Source organism: Lichenicola sp. GTC18331 (genome assembly GCF_055386855.1).
This window is the reverse complement of sequence record NZ_AP045015.1, coordinates 1082091-1107240: the sequence shown is the minus strand read 5'-3', so window position 1 is coordinate 1107240 and position 25150 is coordinate 1082091. Positions and strand designations below refer to the sequence as shown.

Genomic DNA, 25150 nt, shown 5'->3' with positions numbered 1-25150 from the left:
CCGGCCCATGCTTGCGGTTGTCCGGAGCCTATGGGATGCAGCCCGCCCGAACAACCCGGTCCCCGAACGAACCCATGTCCACCGCTTCCCAGCCGGCGCCCCATGTCGCGCTCCACGCCGTTCCCGGGCCGATCGCCTTCCAGGGAATGCGTGGCGCTTATTCCGATCTGGCGTGCCGGAACGCCTTTCCGGGCCGCGAAACACTGCCCTGCGCGACCTTCGCCGACGCGATCGAGGCGGTGCATGCGGGCCGCGCCGGGCTGGCGATGCTGGCCTGCGAGAACAGTCTGGTGGGGCGTGTGCCGGACATCCACACCCTGCTGCCGGGCAGCGGTCTGCATATCGTCGGCGAGCATTTCCAGCGGGTCGAGCACTGTCTTCTGGCGGTTCCAGGGACGAAGCCTGCCGATCTGAAGCGGCTGCACACGCATGCCGTGGCGATGGGGCAGGTGCGGGGGCTGATCGCCGAGCTGGGGCTGGAACCGGTGATCGAGTTCGACACCGCGGGTGCCGCCGGGCTGGTGGCGGGCTGGGGCAACAAGGAGGACGGCGCGATCGCCTCCGAACTCGCGGCCGAACTGCATGGGCTCGAGGTGCTGCGTCGCAACGTCGAGGATGCGGCGCACAACACGACGCGGTTCTATGTGGCGGCGCGCGACCGGATGGTGCCGGAACCGGGGCCGGACGTGATGACGACGTTGCTGTTCAGGGTGCGCAACGTTCCTGCCGCGCTCTACAAGGCATTGGGCGGTTTCGCCACCAACAGCGTCAACATGACACGGCTGGAAAGCTACATGGAGGATGGTCGCTTCACGGCCACCATGTTCCTGCTCGACACCGATGGGCATCCGGACACGGAGCCGATGCGTAACGCCTTGTCCGAGTTGCGTTATTTCTCCGACACCGTGCTGATCCTGGGCACCTACCCGCGATCGTCCTTCCGCGACTGAAGCTCCGACGGGCGTGACCCGCCGGAGCCCGCCTGTCAGTGCGACGGGGTAGCGATCAGATCGACGCGGCGGTTGAGGGCGCGGCCTTGCGGGTTGTCGCGCCCGTCCGGCAGGGTGTTGGGAGCCACGGGCTTGCTTTTGCCATTGCCGACCGTGGTGATGGCGCCCGGCGGGATGCCCTGCGTTTCCAGCCAGTTCGCGACCGCCCTGGCGCGTTGCAGCGACAGTCGCTGGTTGTAGCTGTCGCTGCCGATCGAGTCCGTGTTGCCTTCCACGCGGATCATCGGTGCGGGGATTGCCTGCCGGATGGAGGCGAGCGTCTGCGCCAGGGCTGCGGACGCTTCGGGACGCAACGTGGCGCTGTTGAAGGCGAACAGCACGTCGGCCGGGATCGAGTAGCGCGCGGGCTGCACGTAGACGACCCGTGCGGGCGGCGGAGGACCGTAGGCCACGCCTTCCCCGACGCAGCCGGCCAGAGGTGCGGCGGCCAGGGCGGCCGTCAGCAAACGCGCCATCCTGGAAAGACGGTCCAGACCCATGATTCCCTCCTCGCGATGTGCGTCGTAAACGCGTGGCGTGGGACGAAGTGGCATAGTTCGAACACAAAACATGTGACCGGAACGAACCGGGACGGGTGGTAACGATCGCTTAAGTTGTATCGCGCACAGTCCGCGCTCACTTGAGAGGAGCAGCGAGATGGGCCGCGGGGCGATGGTTCGGACGTCCGGTTATGCCGGGGCGTGGAGTTTATCCAGGAAGCTTTCGGCGGGTTTCGCCGCGATGGCCCTGCTAACCATGGGGCTGGGTTTCTTCTCCCTGTATCGCCTGGGTCTGGTCAATGCGGTGGTGGAGCAGGTCCGCGACAACTACCTCCCCAGCGCCATGGATACCGGCCAGCTGCGCTTTGCCGTCGGCGCCCTGCGAGAAGCGGAGTTGAATGCGGTCCTGTCGGACCCTGCCGATGCCGCGGCGCGCGACCGGCTCGCCGCGGCGATCGGGTCGGCGGAACAGGCCGTGACGCAGGCGCGCAAGGATTATGACTCGGTGATCGATGACGGTCTGGAGCGCGACCGCTTCACCACGCTCTACGACCCGGGAGTTGCCCCCCTGTTCGCCGATGCCGACAAGATCGCCTCCCTGGTGCGCGGCAACCAGACCGAGGCTGCGCGGGCGTTCGTGTTCGGCGACGGTGCGCGCCAGTACGGGGTGATGCGGGATTTTCTGGCCTGGGATCAGACCTATGTGCGGCATCACGGCAACGACGCGGCGGAACTGTCCCGTACGGTCTACAGCGGCACCTGGTGGTTCACGATCCTGGGCATCGCGTTCGTGGCGCTCGCGGGCAGCGTCATCGCCGTGGTCCTGACGCGTCTGATCGCCCATCCGGTGCGTGGCATGACCGACGCGATGCGGTCGCTGGCCAGAAAGAACTTCGCCGTCAGCATCCCGGGAACCGGGCGCGGCGACGAGATCGGCGAGATGGCCGATGCGGTTGCGGTGTTTCGCGACTCGATGGTCAGCGCCGAGGAGATGGCTGCGGCGCAGGACGCCGAACGCGCGGCCAAGGAAAAGCGTGCCAGCGTCGTCGAGGGTCTGGTCGGCGGCTTCGAACAGAAGGTGGCGCAGATGGTCGGCATGCTGGCCTCTGCGTCGACCGAGCTGGAAGCGACGGCGCGTTCCATGTCGGTGACCGTTGAGCGGTCCGGCGCGCAGTCCGGCGAAGCGGCGCGCGCGGCACATGCCGCGGATGAGGGCGTGCAGAACGCGGCGTCGGCGGCCGAAGAGCTTTCGATCTCGGTGCAGGAGATCACCCGCCAGGTGGCGGCAGGGGCGGAACGGGCATCCAGCGTGGCCGACGAGGCGCAGCGCACAGATGTCGTGGTGACGCATCTTGCCGACGCTTCCGGCCGCGTCGGGCAGGTGGTCGAGCTCATCTCGTCGATCGCCGCGCAGACCAACCTCTTGGCGCTGAACGCCACCATCGAGGCCGCACGGGCCGGGGAGGCCGGAAAGGGCTTCGCCGTGGTCGCGTCCGAGGTGAAGTCGTTGGCACAGCAGACGGCCAAGGCGACGGAGGGTGTGGGCGAGCAGGTGTCCCAGATCCGCTCCGCGGCGGAAGCCGCCGTATCGGCGCTGGCCTCGATCACCACGGGGATCAGCGACATCAGCGCCGGCGCGGTGACCATCGCCGCCGCCGTGGAGCAGCAAGGCGCAGCCACGGGGGAGATCGCGCGCAGCGTGCAGCGCACGGCGGACAGCACCCGTCTCGTCACCGGCAACATCGCCGAGGTGAGCCGGGCCGCCCAGGACAACGGCGCCGCCGCGGCCCAGGTGCTGTCTTCGGCCGGCGAATTGTCGCAGCAGGCGGAAACGCTCAACCGGGAGGTGGCGCAGTTCCTCCGCCAGGTGAAGGCGGCCTGAGCCGGCCGGCTCAGCCGTTCAGCCACTCCTCGATCAACAGGCGGGCGATCGCCGTGCGGTCGGGGAGGGTGAAGTCCGCCGGGTCGGCAGCGCGTACATCGGCGCGCGTCACCCAGCGGGCATGGGTGATCTCGTTGCTGTCGACGGTGAGCGCGACATCGTCGGTTTCGGCATGGAAGCCCAGCATCAGAGAGCCTGGAAACGGCCAGGGCTGGCTGGCCAGATAGCGCACGTTGCGCACGCGAAGTCCCACCTCCTCCCAGACCTCGCGTGCCACCGCCTCCTCGGCGCTTTCGCCGGGTTCGATGAATCCGGCCAGAGCGGACAAGGTCAGTCCGGGCGGGAAACGGACGCCGCGTGCCAGCAGCGCCCGATCGCCATGACGCACCAGCATGATCACCACCGGATCGGTACGCGGGAAATGCAGATGTCCTGCCGGGCAGTGCAGCCGATGCCCTCCGTGTTCGGCCTGGACCTGCTGACCGCACACGCCGCAGAAGCGGTTCTGCCGCCGCCAATGGTGCATGCCCCTGGCCTGCGCCACCAAAGCCGGCTGTTCCGCCGGCAGCGACCCGGCAACCGGCCGCAAGGGCTCGAAAACGGGCGTGTCGGGCGGCAGAAGGAACGCCGGATCGTCGTGAACATCGAGATCGATCGAGAATACGGGGCCCGACGCGTCGGTGCCGAGAAACGTCCATGGCAGGGAGTCGACCGCGCCGGGCGGAAACGCGTCGCGTCGTGGCATGAACAGAACGGGCGTCTTCTCCGGCGTGTCGCGCCGGAAGGCATGCAGGCCGTGCCAGAGCGGGATGAAGCGTGCGGCCGGGTCTTGCCTGTAGTGTTCGATCCGGGCGTCGTTCTCGCGATCGTTGGCGCCACGGTCATGGACGCCGCCGCTGTAGAAGGTGAACGGCATCGCTTGTTCTCCCCGATCGGTCGCCGGACGGTGTGCGGTATTTCACCGTGTGTCGCCGGACAGCCCCTTGTTGCCCACCCCGGAAGATGTGTTAAGACCCGCCTCGGGAGGTCGGCAGCGGACGGGCGCCTTGCCAACCCGGTCAGGTCCGGAAGGAAGCAGCCGCAGTGAGTTTCCGCTCGGGTCGTTTGTTCGGCCTCCCACCTTTCGCATGCCGGCCCGGCGCATGATCGACGATCCCGACCACGATCTGCCCGAGAACGCGCTTCCGGAACCGCCGCCCGATGACGGGCCCGGCCTGTTCGGCGAGCCCGGTCCCGTCGCCGCCACCGCCGCCGCCCAGACTCCGGTTGCCGCTGCTCCGGCCAAGCCGTATCGCGTTCTCGCGCGCGCCTACCGGCCGACGCGCTTCGACGATCTGATCGGCCAGGATGCGATGGTGCGCATCCTGCGCCGCGCCTTCGAGCTCGGCCGCGTCGCGCATGCCTTCATGCTCACCGGCGTGCGTGGCGTCGGCAAGACCACCAGCGCCCGCATCATCGCCCGCGCGCTGAACTGCGTCGGACCCGACGGCACCGGCGGCCCCACCGCCGATCCGTGCGGCGTGTGCGCCAACTGCACCGCGATTCTCGCCGACCGCCATCCCGACGTGCTGGAGATGGATGCCGCCTCGCGCACCGGCATCGAGGACGTGCGCGAGATCATCGAGGCGACGCGCTTCCGGCCGATGCAGGCGCGGATGAAGGTGTTCATCATCGACGAGGTGCACATGCTGTCGCGCAACGCGTTCAACGCGTTGCTGAAGACGCTGGAAGAGCCGCCCGCGCAGGTCACGTTCATCTTCGCCACCACCGAGCTGCGCAAGGTTCCGGTCACGGTGCTGTCGCGCTGCCAGCGTTTCGATCTGCGCCGCGTGTCGATCGGCGAACTTTCCGCCCATTTCGCCCGCATCGCCGCCAAGGAAGGCGCGGCCTTGTCCGCCGATGCGCTGGCGCTGATCAGCCGCGCCGCTGACGGCTCTGTGCGCGACGGTCTGTCGCTGCTGGATCAGGCGATCGCGCAGGGGCCGGCCGAGGGCGGCAGCGAGATCGGTGCGGAGCAGGTGGCCGACATGCTCGGCCTGGCCGATCGCGGGCTGGTGTTCGATCTGCTGGAAGCCGTGATGGCCGGCCGTGCGGATGCGGCTCTGGCCATCACCGATCAGGCGCACGCGCGCGGCGCCGATCTGGGCCAGATGCTCCAGGATCTTCTGGAGCTGATCCATACGGTGTCGCGCCTGAAATCGATCCCGGCCTTGCGAAGCGGCAACGAGTTGCCCGAAGCCGAGCGCGTGCGCGGTGCCGCCCTGGCGGATGCACTGTCCGTCCCCGTGCTCGGCCGTGCCTGGCAGATGCTGCTCAAGGGCGTGGGCGAGATCGAAGCCGCGCCGGATCGCCGCGAGGCGGCGGAGATGGTGCTGATCCGCCTGTGCCATGTCGCCGACATGCCGACGCCGGCGGAGCTGGTGCGGCAGCTCCAGACGAAGGGGGCGGGTGCCGTCGCCCCGCGCACGTCGCCGTCTCTGCCCGGCGGAAGCGCGGGCGGAGCCGTATCGCAAGCGTCCGGTCCGGCGGCCGTCGCGCCGCGAAGCCTCGCCCCGGAGTCGAGCCCGGCCGGTGCGCCCGCCATGTCCGCATCGCTGCAGCTGGTGTCCGTCGGCGGGGCGGCCTTGCGCGCGCCGGAGCCGGTACTGCCGGAACCGCCCGTTCCGGCGCCGGACGCAACTCCGGCCGGAGCCACCGCCGAGCCGCCCTCGCTGCGGAGCTGGCGCGAGGTGGTAGCGTTCGTGAACAGCCAGCGTCTCGCCACCCTGCACGGCAACCTGATGCATTGCGCGCATCTGGTTCGCTTCCGGCCGCCGGTGATCGAGCTGGCCCTCGAGGAACGCACCCCGCGCGAATTGTCGCAGCAGCTCGCCGCCGTGCTGTTCGAAGCGACCGGCACGCGCTGGAACATCGTCATCGTCCGCGACGAGCCGGGCGAGCCGACCTTGGCGCAGCAGGCCGGTCTGGTGCAGGCCGATCTGGATCGCGACGCCGAAACCCACCCCCTGGTGATGGCGATCCTGGCCGCGTTTCCGGGCGCCGTGGTCGGCCCGGTTTCCGATCGCAGCCTGGACGAGTACTACGCCTTGCCGCCCGAGCAATCGGAGTCGCTGCTGGCCGAGGACGGGCCGCCCGAGATGGAATTCGCCCCGGAAGGGGCCGAGTCGGTCGGGCTCGACGACCTGTCGGACGGCTGAGAACCCCAAACGGAGATCCGCACCATGAAGAACCTCGCAGGCCTGATGAAGCAGGCCAGCCAGATGCAGTCCAAGATGGAAGAAATGCAGGCGAGCCTCGCCACCATCGAGGTGGAAGGCGCCGCCGGCGCCGGCATGGTCACCGTCACGCTCAGCGGCAAGGGCGATCTGAAGCGGATCAAGGTCGATCCCAAGCTGGCCGATCCGTCTGAGATGGAGATGCTGGAAGACCTGATCGTCGCCGCCCACGCCGAGGCGCGCCGCCATCTGGAAGAGCGCACCAGCGCCGAGATGCAGAAGGTGACGGGCGGCCTGAACCTGCCGCCGGGGCTGAAGCTGCCGTTCTGAACCGGCGCCGTCCCGCATGGGCGGACCGGAGATCGAACGTCTGATCGCGCTTCTGTCGCGGCTGCCGGGCTACGGTCCGCGCAGCGCGCGCCGGGCCGCGCTGACCTTGCTGCGACAGCCGCAGACCCGTCTGCTGCCCCTGGCCAGCGCGATGGAGCAGGCGGCGCGTTCCGTGCGCACCTGTTCCTCCTGCGGCAATCTGGACAGTCGCGATCCCTGCTCGATCTGCACCGATCCCGGCCGCGACCGGTCGATCGTCTGCGTGGTGGAAGGCGTGGGCGATCTTTGGGCGCTGGAACGCGCCTCCGTGCATCGCGGCCTCTACCATGTGCTGGGCGGCACGCTGTCGCCTTTGGGCGGCACCGGGCCGGACGACCTCTCCACCCGACCGCTGCTGCAGCGCCTGGAAGAGGGCGGGGTCCGCGAGGTGATCCTGGCGCTGGGGGCCACGGTGGAAGGCGCCACCACCACCCATTGGCTGGCCGAGCGCCTGTCCGCCTTCTCCGTCACGGTGAGCCGCGTCGGCCAGGGCGTGCCGATGGGCGGCGCCCTCGACGTGCTGGACGACGGCACCCTTGCCGCCGCCCTGCTCGCGCGGCGATCATGAGGGCGAACCGGATCGTCAGGGAGCGGGCATGAGCGTGATCTGGCCGATTCCCGACGATATTCCGCGCGCGGCCCTGGTGACCGGCGGTTCCGCGCGCCTGGGTCGGTCCATGGCCCTGGCCCTGGCCGAGGCCGGGTTCGCCGTGGCGATCCATGCCCGCGCGGAGGACGACCGCACGGCGGAAACGCTCGAAGCGCTGGAGAATCGCGGCGTGCGCGGCGCGCTCGTCACGGCCGATCTGTCCCGGGAAGCCGAGACCGAGGGGTTGTTCGCCCGTGCCGTCGCGTCGGTGGGGCCGATCGGGGTTCTGATCAACAACGCCAGCACCTTCGAGCGCGACGAGATCGACGATGCCGATCGCGCGTCCTGGGACCGGCACATGGAGCCGAACCTGCGTGCGCCGTTCCGCCTGATCCAGGATTTCGCCGCGGCTCTGCCGGAGGGTGCGGCCGGCATGGTGCTGAACATGCTCGACCAGCGCGTCTGGTCGCTCACGCCGCATTTCGTGTCCTATACCGTGTCCAAGGCCGGGCTTTGGGCTCTCACCCAGAGTATGGCCCTGGCGCTGGCGCCGCGCGGCATCCGCGTGAATGCGATCGGCCCCGGCCCCGCCATGCCGAGCCCCCGTCAGAGCGAGGATCAATTCCGCCGGCAATGCGACAGCGTGCCGATGCGGCGCGGCACCAGCCCTGGCGAGGTGGCCCGGGCGATGATGTCGCTTCTGTGCCTGCCCTCCGTTACCGGCCAGATGCTGGCGCTCGATGGCGGGCAGCATCTGCAGTGGCATCCCGCGCCGCGCGGCGGCGAGGTCCCGGAGGAATGAGCGTGTTTCCGCCCTGGCCGCAGCATCCCCGCCTGCGACGTGTGTTCCTGCGCGATCTGGTCGCCCTGGCGCATATCGGCGTGTATCCGCACGAGATGGGTGTGCAGCAGCGCGTGCGGCTGAACATCGATTTCGGCGTGGTGGACGACGATGCGGTGGAGGTCGGGCCCGACGATCTGAGCCGCACCGTGTCCTACGAACGCGTCGTGCATCTGGTGCAGCGGATCATCGACGAAGGCCATGTGCGCCTGGTGGAAACGCTGGCCGAACGCATCGCCGCCGCGGTTCTGGGCGAAAGCCGGGTGGAGATCGTCCGGGTTCGGGTGGAAAAGCTGGACGTGTTCTCCGAGCTGGACTCGGTGGGCGTGGAGATCGAGCGGGTGCAGCGGCGCGGCTGATCGCGTCGCTGTCCGTTTGGGTGGAACGAATGCCGAGATCGGTGTCGATACGAGGGTTCCGGTTGGGTCGTCGCCGCCTCAGGCTGCGCACGAACCCGGCTGACATGGACGCTGCCGGCACGCATCTCTCCTCGCGCATCACCCTGCTGCTGGCCCTGCTCACCGCCGTGGGCCCGCTGTCCACCGACATGTATCTGCCGGCCTTTCCGGCCATGCGCGCCAGCCTGCATGCCGGGGCCGGCGAGGCGCAGCTCACTCTGGCGGCGTGGTTCGTGGGGCTTGCGATCGGTCAGGTCACGCATGGACCGCTCGCCGACCATTACGGGCGGCGCATGCCGCTGCTGCTCGGCACGTTTCTCTACACCGTGGCCCAGATCGGCTGCGCGATGGCCGGTTCCATGACCGATCTGTCCTGGTGGCGGCTCTGGGCCGCGTTCGGCGGGGCAGCCAGCCTGGTGATCCCGCGCGCCATCATCGCCGACGTGTCGCAGGACGGTTCGGAGGCGGCGACGATCCTCGGCCGCATGGTGATGGTGATGGGGGTGGCGCCGGTTCTGGCGCCGTCCCTGGGCGGCCTGATCGCCGAGCACTGGAACTGGCGCGGCATCTTCTGGATCTGCGCGATCTATGGAGCGAGCTGCTGTTTCCTGATCTGGCGCTTCCTGCCGGACACCCTCCAGCGCCACCGCAATTCCCGCCTGCGCGCCGGGGCCGCCCTGATGCGCTATCTCGCCGTGTGGCGCGGACGGTCCTTCCGCACCCATGCGCTGCAGGGCGGGTTCGCGACCTTCAGCCTGTTCGCCTTTCTGGGCGGCGCGCCGCCGGTGTTCCTACAAGGCTTCGATCTCACCCCGGCGCAGTTCGGCTCCGTCTTCATCCTGAACGCCCTCGGCTACATCGCCGGCGTCCAACTGAATGCGTATCTGACCGAACGGCTGGGCGCGTCGCGGCCGCTCACCTTCGGCACGATCGCCCTGCTCCTGTCCTGCCTGTTGATGACGGCTCTGGCCGCGTTCGGCTCCTGGCACGGGCTCGGGATCGCCGCCTGCATGATGCTGTGCATGGCGACGCTGGGGCTGGTTCTGCCCGGAGCCGCCCTGGGTTCGGTGCTGGATAACGGCCGCAATGCCGGCGCCGCCTCCGCGCTCTACGGCACGGTGGTGTTCCTGGTCGGCGCCCTGTCCACCGTTCTGGTGGGCTGGATCGGCTCGGACGAGCCGCTGCCGATGGCGCTGTTGATGGTGGCGGGTGCGGTGGTGGCGCTGGCCTGCGATGCACGCCGCCCGAGACGGGCGAGCGACCGGCCGCGCAAGACGCGGCAGGGCGGTTTCGGAGGCAGGCGCCGGAAGCAGGAAGCGGCGGTCGAGTCGGAACTCAGCGTGGAGCGCGGCTGAGTGCGTTTCCGTCGCCAGACCGTTTCGATCAGGGCGGTGGCGGCGGGAAGGCGAGAATGCCGCTCTTGTAGTGCTCCTGCACCAGAGCCAGCGGACGGTTGCCGCGGTCGCGCAGCAGGCCGCGATTCTCCAGCAGCGTGTCCGGGATCGCCAGCGCGCCGCTATCGGCCGTGGACGGATGGCGCGTCCAGTCCGCGGGCACGGGCGACCAGAGCACGCGGCTCGACAGGGTGGCGCGGCTGAAGCCGAGGGCCGCGATCGCCTTGCCGAACGGGGTGCGGGTCGTGTCCAGCACCCGGTTCATCTCCGGTGTGAGGCGCGACGGCACATACCAGTTATCGGCTTCGGACAGCACCACGTTGCCGCAGGACAGGCGGACATGGCGCGCACGCACGGGTTCGTCCGCGCCCACGTCCAGCAATTCCCGTCCGTCCGGCGGCAAAGGGGCTGCGGCTTCCGGGTCCTGAATCGCGACGATCCGGGGTTCGGCGGCGATGCCGTGCGCGGCGCACCAGTGTTCGAGCGTCAGCGTGGCACTCGGCTCGCTGAGCAGGGAAGCGCGCAGCTCCTGAAGCAGGGCCTCGGCGGCGACGCGGTGGAAGCGGTCGTTCGGCCAGACGGGCGGCCAGGCGTGCGGCGCGGCGGTGGCGGCGTGCGGCGGCATGGACATCAGCAGCCCGAACAACAACGCCGCCGGCGGAAAGCTCCACCGGCGGCGCCGATCATGCGCGTGCAAGCCCGAGGCTGGTCGCGTCGCGATCAGTTCTCGTGATCGTCGTTGTCGGTCTCGACCTCGATGTCGGTGCCGATCACGTCGTTGTCGTCGTCGAGGTCGTCGGTGTCCTCGACCACGTCGTCGGCCTCGGTGTCGTCGCCATCGGTCTCGACTTCGGCATCCGTATCATCGGAATCCGCCTCCGCGACCTTCTTGGGGCGCCGGTCTTCGGCGGGCAGGTTTCCGGCGGAGCGGCGCAGACGCGGCTGGTCGAGCGGCTGCTCGGCTCCGCACTTGGGGCACACCGCTGGCACCTTCGTCAGATCATAGAAGCGTGCGCCGCAGGAGACGCAGACGCGTTTGGTACCGAGTTCAGGCTTGGCCATCGTGACCCTGTCTTGGAGGATGTGCGTCGCAGGGCGGGCCCCATGCCATCTCAGGGTCGGGCTGTCAAACGAACGCGGCTTTTTCTCCGTCGATTTCCGCCGATCCGGTCGTTCCGGCCGCGTGTTCCATTGACCTCCGGGCCGCGGACACGCAGGAGAAAACCGCCATGACCCACGCATCGTCCGCCGAAGCCCGCCCGCTCCTCGTTCACGCCCCCGAATCTCCCTTGTCCGGCCGGATCAGGGTGCCGGGCGACAAGTCGATCTCGCATCGCGCGCTGATGTTCGCCGGTCTGGCCGAGGGCGAAACCCGGATCGACGGGTTGCTGGAAGGCGAGGACGTGCTGCGCACCGCGGCTGCGATGCGGGCGCTGGGCGCGGAGATCCGCCGCGAGACCGATGGGAGCTGGGTGGTGCGGGGCGCCGGTCTCGGCCGCCTGCGCGAGCCGGAGGATGTGCTCGACATGGGCAATTCCGGCACCGCGGCGCGTCTCCTGGCCGGCATTCTCGCCAGTCACGGCCTGCATTCGGTGATGACCGGCGATGCCAGCCTGCGACGGCGGCCGATGGCGCGGGTGATCGGTCCGCTCGGCGGCACGGGCGCCGCGTTCGCGTCGCGCGAAGGCGGACGCCTGCCGCTGTCGATCTCCGGCCGGGCCGACCCGTCGCCGCTGCGCGTGCGGATGCAGGTGGCGTCGGCGCAGGTAAAATCGGCCGTACTGCTGGCCGGGTTGAACGCGCAGGGCGAGACGGTGGTGGAGGAACCGGTGCCGACTCGCGACCACAGCGAGAACATGCTGCGGCATTTCGGCGCCGATCTGACGGTCGAGCAGGATAATGCGGGCGGACGGGTGATCCGGTTGCAGGGGCGTCCGGCTCTGGTGGCGCGCGACGTCTCGGTGCCGTCCGATCCGTCTTCGGCCGCGTTTCCCCTGGTCGCCGCGCTGCTGGTGCCGGGCTCGGCGGTCACGATCGAGGCGGTGGGGCTCAATCCGCTCCGCACCGGGCTGTTCACGACCCTGCGCGAGATGGGTGCGGCCCTCGCGATCGAGAACGAGCGGGTCGAAGGCGGCGAAACGGTGGGCGACCTCGTGGTGCGCGGCTCGGCGTTGCACGGCGTGGTGGTGCCGGCGGCGCGCGCGCCGAGCATGATCGACGAATACCCGGTGCTGGCCGTGGCGGCGTCGTTCGCGCAGGGCGAGACGCGCATGTGCGGGCTGGATGAGCTGCGTGTGAAGGAAAGCGACCGGCTGAGTGCGACGGTGGCGCTGCTCGAGGCCAACGGCGCGCAGGTGCGGGTGGAAGGCGACGACATGATCGTGACCGGCCGGGACGCCCCGGTGCTGGGCGGCGGCGAGGTGCGGACGCAGATGGATCACCGTCTGGCGATGAGCGGCGTAGTAATGGGGCTCGCGTCGGGCAAACCGGTTTCGGTGGACGACGTGGCCTTCATCGATACCTCCTTTCCCGGTTTCACCACGCTGATGAACGCTCTGGGCGCGGGATTGTCCGCGTGAGCCAGCGTCTGGTGATCGCGGTCGATGGGCCGGCGGCGGCGGGCAAGGGCACGCTGGCGCGGGCGCTCGCCGAGGCTCTCGACCTGCCGTATCTTGATACCGGACTGCTGTATCGCGCGGTCGGGCGACGCATGCTCGATGCCGGCCTGCTGCCCGGCGAGGACGCCGAGCCGGCCGCGCGCGCGCTCCAGCCGGAAGACCTGCAGCGCACCGACCTGCGCACCCCGGAGGTGGACCGGGCGGCCAGCGCGGTCGCCGCGCAGCCGGCGGTGCGCGCGGCCTTGCTGGCGTTTCAACGCGGCTTCGGTGCGGAGCACGGCGCGGTGCTGGACGGGCGCGATATCGGCACGGTGATCTTCCCGAACGCGCGGGTGAAGCTGTTCGTGACCGCCTCGACCCGCTCGCGGGCGGAGCGCCGCTGGAAGCAGATGTGGGGCGACCGGCCGATCGACGCCGCGGGGCGTGCCGACGCCATCGCCGCGGTGGAAGCCGAATTGCTGGCCCGCGACGCCGCCGACAGCGCCCGCGCCACGGCCCCGCTGCGTCCGGCCGCCGATGCGGTGGAGATCGACAGCGACGCGCTGGATGCCGATGCGGTGCTGCGGGAAGCGCTGCGGATCGTCCAGGCACGTCTGGCCGAAACCGGAACCTGATCCGAACCCTCATCCGGTCGCGATGACGGCTCCGGCGCCCGCCCCGAACGATATGCTCCGCCTTTAGCGGGTCGGCGATCGGGACGGCTGTCTGCGCGTGTTCGACGGCAATATTCCATGCTTCTTCGATGCGATGGAGCGGGACGGTTTCGTCCGCTTCCTCGATCGCTTCGCCGTTTCATCGGCGTTCCAGGTGATCGGGCGCGACGGGGTGATCGTCGCCTGCGTCGGGTTGGAGTGCGAGGCCGGCACCGGAAAGGTCGGGCTTTGCTGGGGCATGGTGGAGCGCGCGCGGCACGGCGGTGGGCTGGGCAGCCGTTTGACGGCGGCCCGTCTGGCGGCGGCCCGGACCATGCCGGGGGTGACGCGCGTCAGGATCGAGACCAGCCAGCACACGCAGGGCTTCTACCGGCGGTTCTGCTCCGTGCCGGACGCGGTCACGCCGGACGGCTACGGGCCGGGTCTCGACCGTTGGGACATGGTGCTCCGGCTGCGAACGGCACGCGTTTCCGATTGAAATCGGCGTATCGCGCCCTCACAGTGGAGCAGCGGACGGGGGCGATCCAGGTAGGACCCCGCCCCCGTCCTCTTCCAGGCCTACAGGTTGTGCAGAGCTCTCCATGCGGCGGCCACCGCATCGAGAGTTCCTGCCGCCGCCGTGAGGAGCGCGGTGATCGCGCCCAGCATGGCGACGAGTTGCCCCACCTTCGGCCTCGGTCTGCTCATCGAAGCCTCCCCGAGAGTGGTCGAACCCCGTTGCGCGTGGATGTTCCGATCTGGCGAGCACGGGGCAGAAACGAGTATGACCCTGCCAAACGGCAGTTGGAACAGGAATCCACCGCCCTGCCGCTAATTTGTTTTTGTTTTGTTCTCATTTGCGGAGACGGAACGTCGCGTTGTCACAACATCGTTCCGTGCGGGCCGCCGATCGTTCTTGACACGGGCGCCGCCGAGGGTGTTTGTCCGCCGCGCAGGCTTCTCCTATCCAGGCGAGGCCCGCTTTGTCGCAACCGGCCCCTCGAGCGATGATCATCGCTCCCGTTTCGGGCAAGACGTTCTGCCGCCGGAAGGCGGGCGGGGCGCAGAACCGTCCACGACGACGCGCCCGGCGCTTCTCGTGTCGCACACAGGAACGTTCCACCACATGGCTTCAGCCGCAGTTTCCAATGATCATTTCGGGGGCGAGGATTTCGCGTCCCTTCTCGACGAGTCCCTCGGCCGCGACGTCGGCTTCGACGGGTCCGTCGTCCGGGGCACGGTCATCCGTCTCACCGACGAGTTCGCGATCGTCGATGTGGGCCTCAAGAGCGAGGGCCGCGTCGCCCTGAAGGAATTCGGCGTTCCGGGCACCGACCACGAGGTCAAGCCGGGCGACGTCATCGAGCTCTACGTGGAGCGATACGAGGACCGTGACGGCGCCATCGTGCTGTCGCGCGAGAAGGCCCGCCGCGAGGAAGCCTGGACCAACCTGGAAAAGGCGTTCGAAGCCAGCCAGCGCGTTCAGGGCACCATCTACGGCCGCGTCAAGGGCGGCTTCACCGTCGATCTCGGCGGCGCGATGGCGTTCCTGCCCGGCTCGCAGGTCGATATCCGTCCGGTGCGCGACGTCGGCCCGCTGATGGGTTCGCCGCAGCCGTTCCAGATCCTGAAGATGGACCGCGCCCGCGGCAACATCGTGGTGTCGCGCCGTGCGGTTCTGGAAGAGACCCGCGCCGAGCAGCGCTCCGAGCTGATCCAGGGCCTCAAGGAAGGCATGATCCTGGACGGCGTGGTGAAGAACATCACCGACTACGGCGCCTTCGTGGATCTGGGCGGCGTGGACGGCCTGCTGCACGTCACCGACATCGCCTGGAAGCGCATCAACCACCCGAGCGAAGCGCTGCAGATCGGCCAGCAGGTCCGCGTGCAGGTGATCCGCTTCAACAGCGACACGCAGCGCATCAGCCTGGGCATGAAGCAGCTCGAGGCCGATCCGTGGGAAGGCGTGGCGATCAAGTATCCGCCGGGCGCCCGCTACAGCGGCCGCGTGACCAACATCACCGACTACGGCGCCTTCGTGGAGCTGGAGCCGGGCGTCGAGGGTCTCGTGCATGTGTCCGAGATGAGCTGGACCAAGAAGAACGTCCATCCGGGCAAGATCGTCGCCACCTCGCAGGAAGTGGACGTGATGGTGCTGGACGTGGACAGCTCCAAGCGCCGCATCTCGCTCGGCCTGAAGCAGGTTCAGCGCAACCCGTGGGAGCTGTTCGCCGAGGAGCACAAGATCGGCTCCACCGTCGAGGGCGAGATCCGCAACATCACCGAGTTCGGTCTGTTCGTGGGCATCTCCGCCGACATCGACGGCATGGTGCACATGTCCGACCTGTCCTGGGACGAGTCCGGCGAAGCGGCGATGGCCCACTTCGAGAAGGGCCAGGTCATCCAGGCGAAGGTGCTGGATGTGGATGTCGAGAAGGAGCGCATCTCGCTCGGCATCAAGCAGCTGCATGACGATCCGGCCGCCGACTCGCTGTCGCGCGTCAACAAGGGCGCGATCGTCACCTGCATCGTCACCGCGGTTCAGGCGAACGGCATCGAAGTGAAGGTGGACGACGTCCTCACCGGCTTCATCCGCCGCGCCGAGCTGGCGCGCGACAAGGCCGAGCAGCGCCCCGAGCGCTTCGCGGTCGGCGAGAAGGTCGACGCCAAGGTGGTGTCGGTCGATCGCGCCGCGCGCAAGCTGGCCCTGACCATCAAGGGCCGCGAGATGGAAGAGGACAAGGCCGCGATCAACGAGTACGGCTCGTCCGACAGCGGCGCCTCGCTGGGCGACATCCTGTCGGCCGCGATCCGTCGCCGCTCCACGCAGGCTCCGGAGTAATCCTTCCGTCCCTCGGGACGGAAGACGGGAAGGGGCGGCGCCAGCGATGGCGCCGCCCTTTTTCATGCGCCGGCTCCTGACGCCACCGAAACGCTCTGTTACGTTTGCGCAAGCGTTCTCGGATTCCCGACTCATGCGTCTCGTCGTTCCGTTTCTTCTCTGCGCCGCGCTGCTCGCGCTGGCATCCGGCCGCGCCGCGCTCGCGGATGACTGGTTCACCGCCCCGGCGAAGAGCCCCGCCGTTTCGCCTCGGCCGCCGGTGGATCATGCCGCGCTGGTGAGTAGCTTCGCGCCGTTCTACCGCATCGGCCCGTCCAGCCTGGGGTTGAGCGACGCGGTGGTGATCGACAACGAAAGCACCATGCGGCCGGTGTACAGCGTCACCGCGCCGTTCCAGCATGCCGAAGTGCCGCTGCCGCCCGGCAACTGGACGGTTGTCGCCGTGGCCCCCGAGGCGTCCGGCGATGACGGTCCTGCCAGCATGGGCACCGTTCTGGCCCGGCTGGAGAACCATGTGGTCACCGGCCTGATGCTGATCCGCGGTGCGAATCGCAAAAAACCCGGAACGCTTCTTACCCTGCCGCCGAACCGGTTCTGCGACAGCCATGACCGCTACGCCAGCGGACATCTGGCGCCTGCTGGCGATGGGCACGATTTCTGCTGGTTCGTTTCGGAGGAAACCGATCCCAACCTGCTCTGGACCCTGCCGGAAATGCCGGCTGAGCTGCGATACGCCGTCGGCACGCTGAGCAAGACCGGCGACAGGCTGCCGCACGCTCTGGTCGGCGCGACCCTTTTCCGCATCGAGAACAATCGCTGGATCGAGATCACCACCTTCAACGATCCCTCGCGCTCCGGCGTCCCGGATGCCCACGGAATGCGCCGTCCGGCTGCGATCGCCATGGCCGACCCGGCCATGCGCGTGTTCGTGGACCGGCTCGTGCGATGGACGAAGCAGCGTGCGACCCTGGTGGCCCATCTCGGCTCGTCGCGTCGCAGTCCGGACGAGGTGGCGGCCATCAACTTCGAGGCGCCGCAGTAGCGTTCCCTGCTTCCTGCTTGACCGCGCCGCGATTCCGGCGGAATCAACCGCGCATGAGCGCCGCAGAGAAGGTCAACCGGTTCGACGCGTGGCTGCTGGACCGTGTGTTCCAGCCGGTGGTGGATCGCCTGCCGGAAAGACCCTCCGGTTTCGATATCGGCATGAGCATGCAGCTGGGCGCCGTGGTACTGGATGCGGCCTGCCTGATCGCGATCATCGCCATCGGACGGGTCGGCTTCGGCAGCATGATCTGGAACGCGATGACCTGGATCTTCGCGGTATTCTTCTACGTCGCCATCGTGCGGATGCGGCCGCTGGTGCGTCCCGGCCATGCCAATCCGCTGCGTTTCATGTTGCAGGGATTGCGGCCGTTGGCGATTCCGTTTGCCATTTACAGTATCTGGCTGGTCGTGCACGCGCCTGACGCGCTCCAGTTGGCGATGGAATTCAATGCCTTGGCCAATCTGGTCTATCTGCTCGGGCTCTATCTGATTTCCTGCCAGCCGCGACCGCCGGCGTATAAGCGGACGGTCGATATCTGGAGCGCAGGCTGACGCAGCGCGGGTCCTGATCGCGGCGGAACCGATTATCTTACAGTGTGAATGATAATCGCAACCGCTCAGCGCACACGGACCCGGACGCGGTCGGTGAGTCCGTCCGCGTCGACCACCGACACCGTGTAGAACCCGGCAGCCGGGGGTAGCCAGCTTGCGGCGCGCGCCACCGGGCGCGAGGGCAGGGGCATGCCGTCGACCAGGAAGCTGATCGGCCGCCTGCCGCCCATCACCCTTACCGGCACCGGGCCATCATCGGACAGTTCCGCGCCCGGGGGTGGGAACAGGATCCGCAGCGGGCTTTCCACCGGTACCGCGATCGGCGCGGAGCTGCCGGCGAGCGCGGCGGCCAGAATCGTGCGTGGGGCTGCCGGCACGAGGCCGAACAGTTTCGACAGCACCGGCAGGGCGGAATTGTGCCCGGTGGCGCCGTCCACCGCCGTGCCGTCCGGGCGGCCGATCCAGACCGCGCCGACATGGGCGGCGTCGACGCCGAGCGCCCAGGCATCGCGGCCGCCCCAGCTCGTGCCGGTCTTCCAGGCCACGCCATCCGGGCCGCCATCGGGGAAGTCGCGCGTCAGCACGTCGGCGACCAGATGCGCGGCGTCGCTTTGCAGCAGCGGCTTGGGTGGGGACGGGTCGGAGGGAAGGAGACGCAGCGCGTGGGCGGTGCCGTCCGCGCCCAGCGCGGCGTAGAGGGCGGCCAGATCGCGCATGGTCACGCCGCCGCCGCCCAGGGCCAGCGGCAGGGAGGCTTCTGCGCCGCGCGGCAGTTTCACCGCGAGCCCGGCGCCTCGCAGCCAGCCGGTGAACCGGGCCGGGCCGATCTCGGCGAGCAGGGTCACGGCGGGCATGTTGAGCGAGCGTCGCAGCGCGTCCGCGGCGCTGACCGGGGCGGTGAAGCGGCGATCGAAATTCTCCGGCGCGTAGCGGCCGAAATGGCGCGGCAGGTCGCTCAGGATCGTGTCCGGCCGGGCGATGCCGTCCTGGAAGGCGAGGCCGTAGAGCATCGGCTTGAGGGCCGAACCGGGCGATCGCACCGCGCGGGTAAGGTCGAGCGCGCCATGCGAGGAGGCGACGGCCAGCAGGGAGCGGCTCGGGATGTCGGCGATCAGGGCGGCGGCGCCCATGCGGTCCGGCCGCCCGTCCAGGGAGCGTGCGAGCAGGGCTTCCAGCCCGGCCTGGAGGCTCGCATCCAGCGTCGTTCGGATCACCGGGGTGCGCGGCAGGCGCGACACGGCCTGTATCGCCAGGGCCGGGAAGGTGTGCCGCGCCGTCGGAACCGGGGCGGCCTGCAGCAGCGTGTCGGCCAGCAGGCGGTTGCGGAGCGAAAGGGCGCGTGCGGGATGACGGTCGGGACGCAGGGCCTCCGGGCGGCGCGGGATCGCGACCAGCAGGGCGGATTGCGCGGCGTCGAGATGCTCTGCGCCGATGCCGAACCAGGCGCGCGACCCGGCCTCGACGCCTTCCAGATTGCCGCCGAACGGCGCCAAGGTGAGCCAGACCGACAGCACGCCGCTTTTGCCGAGCCGTTCCTCGAGCTGGGTGGCGCGGAACAGTTCGATCAGCTTGGAGCGGATCGTGCGCGGACGCGGTTCGAGCAGCCGCGCCGCCTGCATGCTGAGCGTGGAACCGCCGGAAACGACCCGGCCATGCGTGGCCCATTGCCCCGCCGCGCGGGCGAGGGAGGGAAGGTCGATGCCGCCATGGGCGCGGAAGCGGCGATCCTCCGTGTCGAGCAGCATGCGTAAAAACAGCGGCGAGACATCCGTCTCGGCGGTGCGCAGACGCCACACGCCGCCCGACGCGGGAAGCTCGGCGAGCACCGCGCCGTGCCGGTCCAGCACCCGGCTGCCGAGCTGTTCGAACCGGTGCAGATCGGGCGGGCAGAGCCGGTCCAGCACCGCCAGCGTCGGCGGGCCGAGCGCCACTGGCAGGAGAACCGGCAGCACCCAGAGGAGCCGGGGGCGCCGGTATCGGGCCGTCCTGGTCACGGTGTCCCCTGTGAGATCCGTCCCGGGGGCGCCCGGAAGAGCCGGGAGCGCCGTGTCGAGCCGGTTTGGATCACGGTGCCGGCGGCAGCACCGCGACGGTGACGCCTTTCTGCCGGGCGAACAGGCCGGGCTGATACATGTCGGCCAGCATCGCGCCGGGGAAGGAGAAGGTGCCGACCGTCACCGCGCGCAGCCGCACCGCGAGGCGGAAATTCTGGTGCTCGCCATCCAGCGCCATGATCGCGGCGTAGCGGTTATCCGCCGACGGCATCGACACGGTGTCGGACAGGGTGCCGAGCCAGTCCATGCCGTCCACCGTGCCGGCCGGGTAGCGCGTGGCGATCTCCCACCCGGCGGGGAGCCCCTGCAGCAGGCTGACCTGATGGGCGATGTCGCCATTGTCGATGCCGCCTTCGAGCAGTAGCACGAACTCGGTGTTCTGGGTCAGGTGATCGAGATCGAGCGGCTTGCCGTCCGGCGTGAAGAAATGGCGGGTGACGTGCATGCCGTTCTTCGCCGCCGGCAAGGGCTGGGCCGGGACGCCGGTGATGGAAAGGCTACGCCAGATCGCGTCGTGGCCTGTGTTGTGGACCGTGACCGGCCTGGTGAGCGGGAGGCTGATCGTGGCGGCTTGCGGTTTGGCGTTGCCGTCGACGGTGATCGAGACCGGCGCCGCGTTGCTGCCAACGCCATAGGCGGCGGTGGCGAGCCAGGCGAGGTCCTGCGTGTTCAGATCGTCCGGGTGCAGATCGGCGCCGGGGAGGCGGGCCAGCAGCGTTTCGATCCGGTCATGCGGCTGGTTGTTCTCGATCGCCAGCAGCAGGATGGCGGCGTTGTCGCGGGTCTGGTCGCCGTAATCGCCGAACCACTGGTCGCGGTGGGTGTCGGCGATGGCGGACGCGAAGGCGGCGTCGGCGCGCAGACGGTCGTTGCCGATCGCCAGGGCGGCGGCGAGCTGCGCGCGGGCGAGCGGCGTCGGCAGGGCGTCGAGCTGGTCGACCATCACCCTGGCCATGCCGATCCGGTTCTGGCCGCCCAGCGCCAGCACGTAGACGGCATAGGCGCGGTTGGCTTTGTCCGTCGGCGTGTCGCCATCCTGGTCGGCGAGCTCAGCCAGGAAATGCAGCGCGTCGTGCAGTGACGCTTCCGGCACTTCCGCCCCGGCTTTCCGGGCGCGGATCAGGAATTCGGTGGCATAGGCGGTGAGCCAGGGTTGCGCATCTCCGGTGGCGGACCAGAGGCCGAAACCGCCGTCATAGCGCTGCCGGTCCAGCACGTCGTCGACCATGCGTTGCAGCTTCGCCGCCCGGTCCGGGGTGGAGGCGGGGGCGACGGTGAGCGGCAGGCCCTTGCTGGTCGCCTGCTCCAAACAGAACAGCGGATACGCGTCCAGCGCCGCGAGCAGGGCGGCCGGATCGTAACGAACCGCGCTGCCGAACCCGGCGCTGGCATGCCACGTGCCGGGCAGCATGGTGGCGGCGGGCGGCGACAGGGTTTCCGTGGCGCCTGCCGCCAGCTGGGCGACGCTGCTCTGGGTGATGGCGGGCGCGCTGGTGCGCAGGGTGAGGGTCGCCTCGTGGCTGGCGTGGAACCCGTCCGGCCCGTCGATCAGCAGATGCAGCGTGGCGGTGCCGGCGCCCGTGGCGCGCATGGTGGTGGTGGGCACGGCCTGCGCACCCGTGCCGAGTTGCAGCGTCTGGGTGGTCGGGCCGTCGAAGGTCACCGGGCCGTCCGCGGACAGGTGCCAGGTGAAGCTGCCGGCCGGCAGTTCCATGTTCTGCAGCAGCAGCGCCACGCGGGCGGTGTCGCCGGGCGCCAGGAAGCGCGGCAGCAGCGGGGTTGCCACGACCTTGTCGCGCACCACCATGTCGGTGGCGGTGGAGCCGAGCGCGGTGTCGGTCCAGTTCACCGACATCAGCCGCACCTGTCCGGCGAAATCGGGCAGGTCGAGCGGCACGTCGATGATGCCGTCCGCGCCGGCCTGTTTCGGCGGCTGGAACAGCGACAGGATGATCTGCGGGATGTTCGGCTTGCCCTGGCCGCCCTCGTCGCCGCCCTGGGACAGGGTGGTCGACTCGCCGCTGGCCGGCGCGATCAGGTGGCCCCAATCGTCGCGTATGTCGATGCCGAGACGGCGACGGCCGAGGAAATGCGCGCTCGGGTCGGGCGTCTTGAAGTCGGTGAGATGCAGGATGCCTTCGTCCACCGCCGCGACGCTGGCCCAGCTTCCCGGCGCCACATGCAGACGCACATGGGTGATGCCGTTCGGCCGTGCCACCTCGGGCGCCTCGAAACGCTCGGTCAAATGACGCGCGGCCGGGTCGATGCCGAGCCAGACCAGCCCGATCGCCCGTTTCGGGCGCACGGTCTCGCTGCCGGCCTTGTAGGCATGGACGGCGACATAGGCGCCCGGCCCCCAGGCGGCGTCGATCGGCACCTCGAAGGTGGAGCCGCCATGCGACACCGTCACCTGCCGTTCGGACCAGACCTTGTCGGTCAGCACCAGAAGCGTGGCCGGGCCGTCGAACGGGGCGGAGACGTGCACGCGCGCGACCTGTCCGGCGGTATAGCTCGGATGATCGGCGGCCAGGACGGCGGCATCGGGCACGTCGGGATTGTCGGATACGCCCCAGCCGGATTCGAATCGCACGGAGGTGGCGGCGAGCCCGTCGGTCTGGCCGACTTCCAGCCGGTAGCGGCCGAAGGGCAGCCTGCGGGCGAAATGCAGCGGCTTGCCGGCGGGGATTTCGACATCGCTGCTGTCGACCGGCGTGTCGCGCCACACCGTCTCGAAGGTGGCCAGCGATCCGCGCACGACCAGACGCCAGTCCGGGAGCTCGCGCACCAGACGCAGATGGGCATGGGTCGCCACGCGCTTGCCCGCGGGGTCGATCGCCGCCACCTCGAACCCGGCCTCGGCGTTCTCGTCCACCGAATCGGTGAAGTCGGGCTTGATGCCGATCAGGATCCCGTTGGCGCGCACGGGCAGGTCGGTCTTCACCGTGACGGCGTGACCGGACGGGTCGGCCACCTGGACGGCGAGTTCGGCCTTCACCGGATGGGTGCTGTCCGGGGCGCTCTTCAGCAACAGGGGCAGGCTGGTCTTGCCGTCGGAATCGGTGGGGGCGAGCTTCACGTCGATCGTGTCGGGAGCGAACTGCTCGTCCGCCAGACCGATCCGGTAGCCCTTCAGCGCTGCGGGCGCGTCTCCGGGCGACAGGGTGATGGTGGCGCTGGCGGACAGGGCGGCGGCGGGTGCGCCATACAGGAAGCGCGCGGAGACCGGCACCTCTGTGGTCTGGCCGGGCACCAGTTCGTCCGGCAGCTTGCCGAGGGTGACGGCCATGCGGTCCGGCACGAAGGCGTCCACCTGGAAGGTGGCGCTGCCGACCGGCGGCAGGGACGGGTCGGTGAGCAGTTCGACCGTCCATTGCCCGACGCTGGCGGCATTGCCGAGCTGGACCGGCAGATGCACCGACGCGCCGCCGGTCTGTTCGGTCTTGCCTTCGAAGAACACCTGGTTGTTGGGCCGGCGCACGCGGATGCGGGTCGGCATGGTGACCGGCCGGCCGGCGGGATCGCGCACCAGCCCCATCACCTGCACGATCTCGCCCGGCCGGTAGATGCCGCGATCGGTCCAGAGATAGGCATCCACCGGGCCCGGCTGCGGCAGGCCGCCGGTGTTGCGGCCGGACAGGTCGAAGGCGGCGCTGTCGAGGTCGATGCTGCTGAAATCGGTGGGGGTCTCGCGTCCGTTCGGTCCTGTGCCCGGCACGCTGGCCTGGATGCTTTGCGGCGCCATCACCCCGTCGCCCTTGAGCAGCGGGGCGGCGAAGCGGGCGAAACCGTCCTTGTCGGTGTCGGTTTCGGCCAGGATGTCGTTGTTGCGGGCGATCAGGCGCAGATGCACCCCGGCGCGCAGGGCGGCATCGGCGTAGGAGCGGAGCTGCACGGTGAGGCCGTCGGCGCCGCGCCAGACGGTGGGGGCGAGATCGGTCTGCAGCACCGGCTGCGCGGCCTGGAGTTCGTATCCGTCATGCCCGTCATTGGGTTTCACCGCGACCACGTAGAGGCCGGGTTGCTTCATCGCCTCCGCCGGCAGCGGCAGCACGGTCTGCAGGCGGGCATTGGGCGCGAAATGCGGCACCAGGGCGGTGCCGCTCCAGACGATGCGGGATTCGTCGGCGTTGATGCCGGAGGCGGTGTAGGAGCGCAGCACGGCGCCGAGCGTGTTCTCCTTGGTCCAGGGCTCAATGGTGCGTTCGTCGAAGAAGGCGATGCGGATCTTCACCGAAGCGATGTTGGTGCTGGAAAGGGTGATTTTCGGCGCCTGCCCGCGGGGCAGCAGGAACATGCGGTTGTCGAAGGACAGAAGCGGCGAGCGGTTGCCGACGGCGAGCGGCACGGTCACCGCATGCATCAGACGGATGTTCTGGATGCCGGGAAGGCCTTCGCGCAGGGTGGCGACGGTGGTGGTGGCGACGGGCAGGCCGGCGATGCAGATGCGGTCGAGCTCGCGCGTGATGGAAACGTCGGCCGGCTTCGGCTTGAGCGTGATCCAGTCCTCGGGGTGGAAATCGTTGGCGCGCGAGGGCGGCAGGTTGAAGGCGATGCAGGCGCGGGCCGGATCGGCGTCGGCATCGATCTGGACGTTGCGCACGGCAAGTCCGGCGGTGCGGCGCAGCGTGTCGAGGCGGGCGAGCAGGGCCGGGTCGCCGGGTTCGAACTCCAGCGCACGGGACAAGGCGGCGAGGGCCTGATCCGGACGTTTGGTCGCGTCGAGGGCGGTGGCGATCAGGGCGAAGGCGTCTGCCCGAAGCGTCTTGTCGTCGGAGCCGTCCTGCGCGAGCCACGCGGCACGCATGGCCTTGTTCGGGTCGGACGGTTTGCGGGCCAGCTCGGCGCGGGCGAGGGCGAGCCAGACCGAACTGGGCACGTCCTGGGTGTCGAGGCTAGCGCGATCTTCCAGTGCCCTGGCCAGCGCGTTCGGGTCGCCGCCGAGGCGCAGGTCGCGCACGGCGGCGTCGGCACGGACGATGGCGGCCTGCGAAACGGAGGCGGGATGACGCCGGCGGAGATCGAGGCGGAAATCCTCCGCGTCGGATCGGAGGCCGGGCAGGGGATCGGCGGAGTCGTCCGGCTGGGCGAAGGCGGGGGCCGTTGTGGACAGCAAAACGAGAAGGCCGGCGCCGAGCGCCACATCACGAAGTCGCACCGCATCCCCCGTCATCGATGCGGCAGGCTACTCCGGAAAGGTTACGGATTGGTAGCGATGCGCGGGGGCGGAGCGG

21 protein-coding genes and 1 other RNA gene are annotated in these 25150 nt (G+C 69.5%); 15 read left to right on the top strand and 7 right to left on the bottom strand.

Features of this window, described 5'->3' with window-relative positions:
• The first annotated feature begins 74 nt into the window (after positions 1 to 74).
• Positions 75 to 950: a prephenate dehydratase gene (locus ACZ5BM_RS05140; protein ID WP_498910302.1), complete on the top strand. Its 876-nt coding sequence runs from the start codon at positions 75 to 77 to the stop codon at positions 948 to 950.
• A 35-nt stretch (positions 951 to 985) separates the two neighbouring features.
• On the opposite strand, the gene ACZ5BM_RS05135 is transcribed toward ACZ5BM_RS05140, so the two are convergent.
• On the bottom strand, positions 986 to 1489 hold the full coding sequence (locus ACZ5BM_RS05135) for an OmpA family protein (protein WP_498910301.1): 504 nt from the start codon (positions 1487 to 1489) through the stop codon (positions 986 to 988).
• 157 nt (positions 1490 to 1646) lie between these two features.
• Between ACZ5BM_RS05135 and ACZ5BM_RS05130 the strand changes: the two genes are divergently transcribed.
• The gene (locus ACZ5BM_RS05130) at positions 1647 to 3371 is read left to right on the top strand and encodes a methyl-accepting chemotaxis protein (RefSeq protein ID WP_498910300.1); all 1725 of its coding nucleotides are present in this window, start codon (positions 1647 to 1649) and stop codon (positions 3369 to 3371) included.
• A gap of 10 nt (positions 3372 to 3381) precedes the next feature.
• Here ACZ5BM_RS05130 and nudC read toward each other — a convergent pair whose 3' ends face one another.
• Positions 3382 to 4287: an NAD(+) diphosphatase gene (gene nudC / locus ACZ5BM_RS05125; RefSeq protein WP_498910299.1), complete on the bottom strand. Its 906-nt coding sequence runs from the start codon at positions 4285 to 4287 to the stop codon at positions 3382 to 3384.
• 106 nt (positions 4288 to 4393) lie between these two features.
• On the opposite strand from nudC, the gene ffs reads away from it, so the two are divergent.
• The 7 genes from ffs (at position 4394) to ACZ5BM_RS05090 (ending at position 10138) form a co-directional block, all read left to right on the top strand.
• Positions 4394 to 4491: signal recognition particle sRNA small type (gene ffs, locus ACZ5BM_RS05120), an RNA gene on the top strand.
• A 22-nt stretch (positions 4492 to 4513) separates the two neighbouring features.
• Positions 4514 to 6568 carry a DNA polymerase III subunit gamma/tau gene (locus ACZ5BM_RS05115; protein WP_498910298.1) on the top strand — a complete coding sequence of 685 codons (2055 nt, stop codon included), beginning with the start codon at positions 4514 to 4516 and terminating at the stop codon, positions 6566 to 6568.
• Positions 6569 to 6592: 24 nt separating this feature from the next.
• Positions 6593 to 6916 carry a YbaB/EbfC family nucleoid-associated protein gene (locus tag ACZ5BM_RS05110; protein ID WP_498910297.1) on the top strand — a complete coding sequence of 108 codons (324 nt, stop codon included), beginning with the start codon at positions 6593 to 6595 and terminating at the stop codon, positions 6914 to 6916.
• Between the two features lie 16 nt (positions 6917 to 6932).
• The gene (gene recR, locus ACZ5BM_RS05105) at positions 6933 to 7523 is read left to right on the top strand and encodes a recombination mediator RecR (RefSeq protein WP_498910296.1); all 591 of its coding nucleotides are present in this window, start codon (positions 6933 to 6935) and stop codon (positions 7521 to 7523) included.
• Positions 7524 to 7551: 28 nt separating this feature from the next.
• The gene (locus ACZ5BM_RS05100) at positions 7552 to 8346 is read left to right on the top strand and encodes an SDR family oxidoreductase (protein ID WP_498910295.1); all 795 of its coding nucleotides are present in this window, start codon (positions 7552 to 7554) and stop codon (positions 8344 to 8346) included.
• Positions 8343 to 8744: a dihydroneopterin aldolase gene (folB, locus tag ACZ5BM_RS05095; protein WP_498910294.1), complete on the top strand. Its 402-nt coding sequence runs from the start codon at positions 8343 to 8345 to the stop codon at positions 8742 to 8744. Before ACZ5BM_RS05100 ends, folB begins: the two co-directional genes overlap by 4 nt.
• Positions 8745 to 8848: 104 nt before the next feature.
• On the top strand, positions 8849 to 10138 hold the full coding sequence (locus tag ACZ5BM_RS05090) for a multidrug effflux MFS transporter (protein WP_498910293.1): 1290 nt from the start codon (positions 8849 to 8851) through the stop codon (positions 10136 to 10138).
• 28 nt (positions 10139 to 10166) lie between these two features.
• On the opposite strand, the gene ACZ5BM_RS05085 is transcribed toward ACZ5BM_RS05090, so the two are convergent.
• Positions 10167 to 10823: a hypothetical protein gene (locus tag ACZ5BM_RS05085; RefSeq protein ID WP_498910292.1), complete on the bottom strand. Its 657-nt coding sequence runs from the start codon at positions 10821 to 10823 to the stop codon at positions 10167 to 10169.
• 74 nt (positions 10824 to 10897) lie between these two features.
• Positions 10898 to 11239, bottom strand: coding sequence for a TIGR02300 family protein (locus tag ACZ5BM_RS05080; RefSeq protein WP_498910291.1), 342 nt, complete (start codon positions 11237 to 11239; stop codon positions 10898 to 10900).
• Positions 11240 to 11406: 167 nt separating this feature from the next.
• Between ACZ5BM_RS05080 and aroA the strand changes: the two genes are divergently transcribed.
• From aroA to ACZ5BM_RS05065, 3 genes are all read left to right on the top strand, one after another.
• The gene (aroA, locus tag ACZ5BM_RS05075) at positions 11407 to 12756 is read left to right on the top strand and encodes a 3-phosphoshikimate 1-carboxyvinyltransferase (protein ID WP_498910290.1); all 1350 of its coding nucleotides are present in this window, start codon (positions 11407 to 11409) and stop codon (positions 12754 to 12756) included.
• Positions 12753 to 13409: a (d)CMP kinase gene (locus ACZ5BM_RS05070; protein WP_498910289.1), complete on the top strand. Its 657-nt coding sequence runs from the start codon at positions 12753 to 12755 to the stop codon at positions 13407 to 13409. Before aroA ends, ACZ5BM_RS05070 begins: the two co-directional genes overlap by 4 nt.
• A gap of 97 nt (positions 13410 to 13506) precedes the next feature.
• Positions 13507 to 13926, top strand: a complete 420-nt coding sequence (locus ACZ5BM_RS05065) for a GNAT family N-acetyltransferase (protein ID WP_498910288.1) — start codon at positions 13507 to 13509, stop codon at positions 13924 to 13926.
• 80 nt (positions 13927 to 14006) lie between these two features.
• Here ACZ5BM_RS05065 and ACZ5BM_RS05060 read toward each other — a convergent pair whose 3' ends face one another.
• Positions 14007 to 14135, bottom strand: coding sequence for a hypothetical protein (locus tag ACZ5BM_RS05060; protein ID WP_422862362.1), 129 nt, complete (start codon positions 14133 to 14135; stop codon positions 14007 to 14009).
• 418 nt (positions 14136 to 14553) lie between these two features.
• On the opposite strand from ACZ5BM_RS05060, the gene rpsA reads away from it, so the two are divergent.
• The 3 genes from rpsA to ACZ5BM_RS05045 all read left to right on the top strand — a co-directional run bounded on the left by rpsA (position 14554) and on the right by ACZ5BM_RS05045 (position 17865).
• Positions 14554 to 16269 carry a 30S ribosomal protein S1 gene (gene rpsA, locus ACZ5BM_RS05055; protein ID WP_498910287.1) on the top strand — a complete coding sequence of 572 codons (1716 nt, stop codon included), beginning with the start codon at positions 14554 to 14556 and terminating at the stop codon, positions 16267 to 16269.
• Between the two features lie 133 nt (positions 16270 to 16402).
• Positions 16403 to 17311, top strand: a complete 909-nt coding sequence (locus tag ACZ5BM_RS05050; RefSeq protein WP_498910286.1) for a hypothetical protein — start codon at positions 16403 to 16405, stop codon at positions 17309 to 17311.
• Positions 17312 to 17364: 53 nt separating this feature from the next.
• Positions 17365 to 17865 carry a hypothetical protein gene (locus ACZ5BM_RS05045; protein WP_498910285.1) on the top strand — a complete coding sequence of 167 codons (501 nt, stop codon included), beginning with the start codon at positions 17365 to 17367 and terminating at the stop codon, positions 17863 to 17865.
• Between the two features lie 65 nt (positions 17866 to 17930).
• Here ACZ5BM_RS05045 and pbpC read toward each other — a convergent pair whose 3' ends face one another.
• A complete protein-coding gene (gene pbpC / locus ACZ5BM_RS05040; RefSeq protein WP_498910284.1) occupies positions 17931 to 19817 on the bottom strand; it encodes a penicillin-binding protein 1C in 1887 nt (628 codons plus the stop codon).
• Positions 19818 to 19929: 112 nt separating this feature from the next.
• Positions 19930 to 25074 carry an MG2 domain-containing protein gene (locus ACZ5BM_RS05035; RefSeq protein WP_498910283.1) on the bottom strand — a complete coding sequence of 1715 codons (5145 nt, stop codon included), beginning with the start codon at positions 25072 to 25074 and terminating at the stop codon, positions 19930 to 19932.
• Between the last annotated feature and the right edge of the window lie 76 nt (positions 25075 to 25150).

What these genes read in the sequence shown, in the direction of transcription:
- ACZ5BM_RS05110 (WP_498910297.1), top strand. Translation starts at nt 6,593, where the DNA reads ATGAAGAACCTCGCAGGCCTGATGAAGCAGGCCAGCCAGATGCAGTCC.
- ACZ5BM_RS05130 (WP_498910300.1), top strand. Translation starts at nt 1,647, where the DNA reads ATGGGCCGCGGGGCGATGGTTCGGACGTCCGGTTATGCCGGGGCGTGG.
- rpsA (WP_498910287.1), top strand. Translation starts at nt 14,554, where the DNA reads ATGGCTTCAGCCGCAGTTTCCAATGATCATTTCGGGGGCGAGGATTTC.
- ACZ5BM_RS05135 (WP_498910301.1), bottom strand. Translation starts at nt 1,489, where the DNA reads ATGGGTCTGGACCGTCTTTCCAGGATGGCGCGTTTGCTGACGGCCGCC.
- ACZ5BM_RS05100 (WP_498910295.1), top strand. Translation starts at nt 7,552, where the DNA reads ATGAGCGTGATCTGGCCGATTCCCGACGATATTCCGCGCGCGGCCCTG.
- ACZ5BM_RS05140 (WP_498910302.1), top strand. Translation starts at nt 75, where the DNA reads ATGTCCACCGCTTCCCAGCCGGCGCCCCATGTCGCGCTCCACGCCGTT.
- ACZ5BM_RS05060 (WP_422862362.1), bottom strand. Translation starts at nt 14,135, where the DNA reads ATGAGCAGACCGAGGCCGAAGGTGGGGCAACTCGTCGCCATGCTGGGC.
- ACZ5BM_RS05045 (WP_498910285.1), top strand. Translation starts at nt 17,365, where the DNA reads ATGAGCGCCGCAGAGAAGGTCAACCGGTTCGACGCGTGGCTGCTGGAC.
- folB (WP_498910294.1), top strand. Translation starts at nt 8,343, where the DNA reads ATGAGCGTGTTTCCGCCCTGGCCGCAGCATCCCCGCCTGCGACGTGTG.
- ACZ5BM_RS05050 (WP_498910286.1), top strand. Translation starts at nt 16,403, where the DNA reads ATGCGTCTCGTCGTTCCGTTTCTTCTCTGCGCCGCGCTGCTCGCGCTG.
- ACZ5BM_RS05080 (WP_498910291.1), bottom strand. Translation starts at nt 11,239, where the DNA reads ATGGCCAAGCCTGAACTCGGTACCAAACGCGTCTGCGTCTCCTGCGGC.
- recR (WP_498910296.1), top strand. Translation starts at nt 6,933, where the DNA reads ATGGGCGGACCGGAGATCGAACGTCTGATCGCGCTTCTGTCGCGGCTG.
- aroA (WP_498910290.1), top strand. Translation starts at nt 11,407, where the DNA reads ATGACCCACGCATCGTCCGCCGAAGCCCGCCCGCTCCTCGTTCACGCC.
- ACZ5BM_RS05090 (WP_498910293.1), top strand. Translation starts at nt 8,849, where the DNA reads ATGGACGCTGCCGGCACGCATCTCTCCTCGCGCATCACCCTGCTGCTG.
- nudC (WP_498910299.1), bottom strand. Translation starts at nt 4,287, where the DNA reads ATGCCGTTCACCTTCTACAGCGGCGGCGTCCATGACCGTGGCGCCAAC.
- ACZ5BM_RS05115 (WP_498910298.1), top strand. Translation starts at nt 4,514, where the DNA reads ATGATCGACGATCCCGACCACGATCTGCCCGAGAACGCGCTTCCGGAA.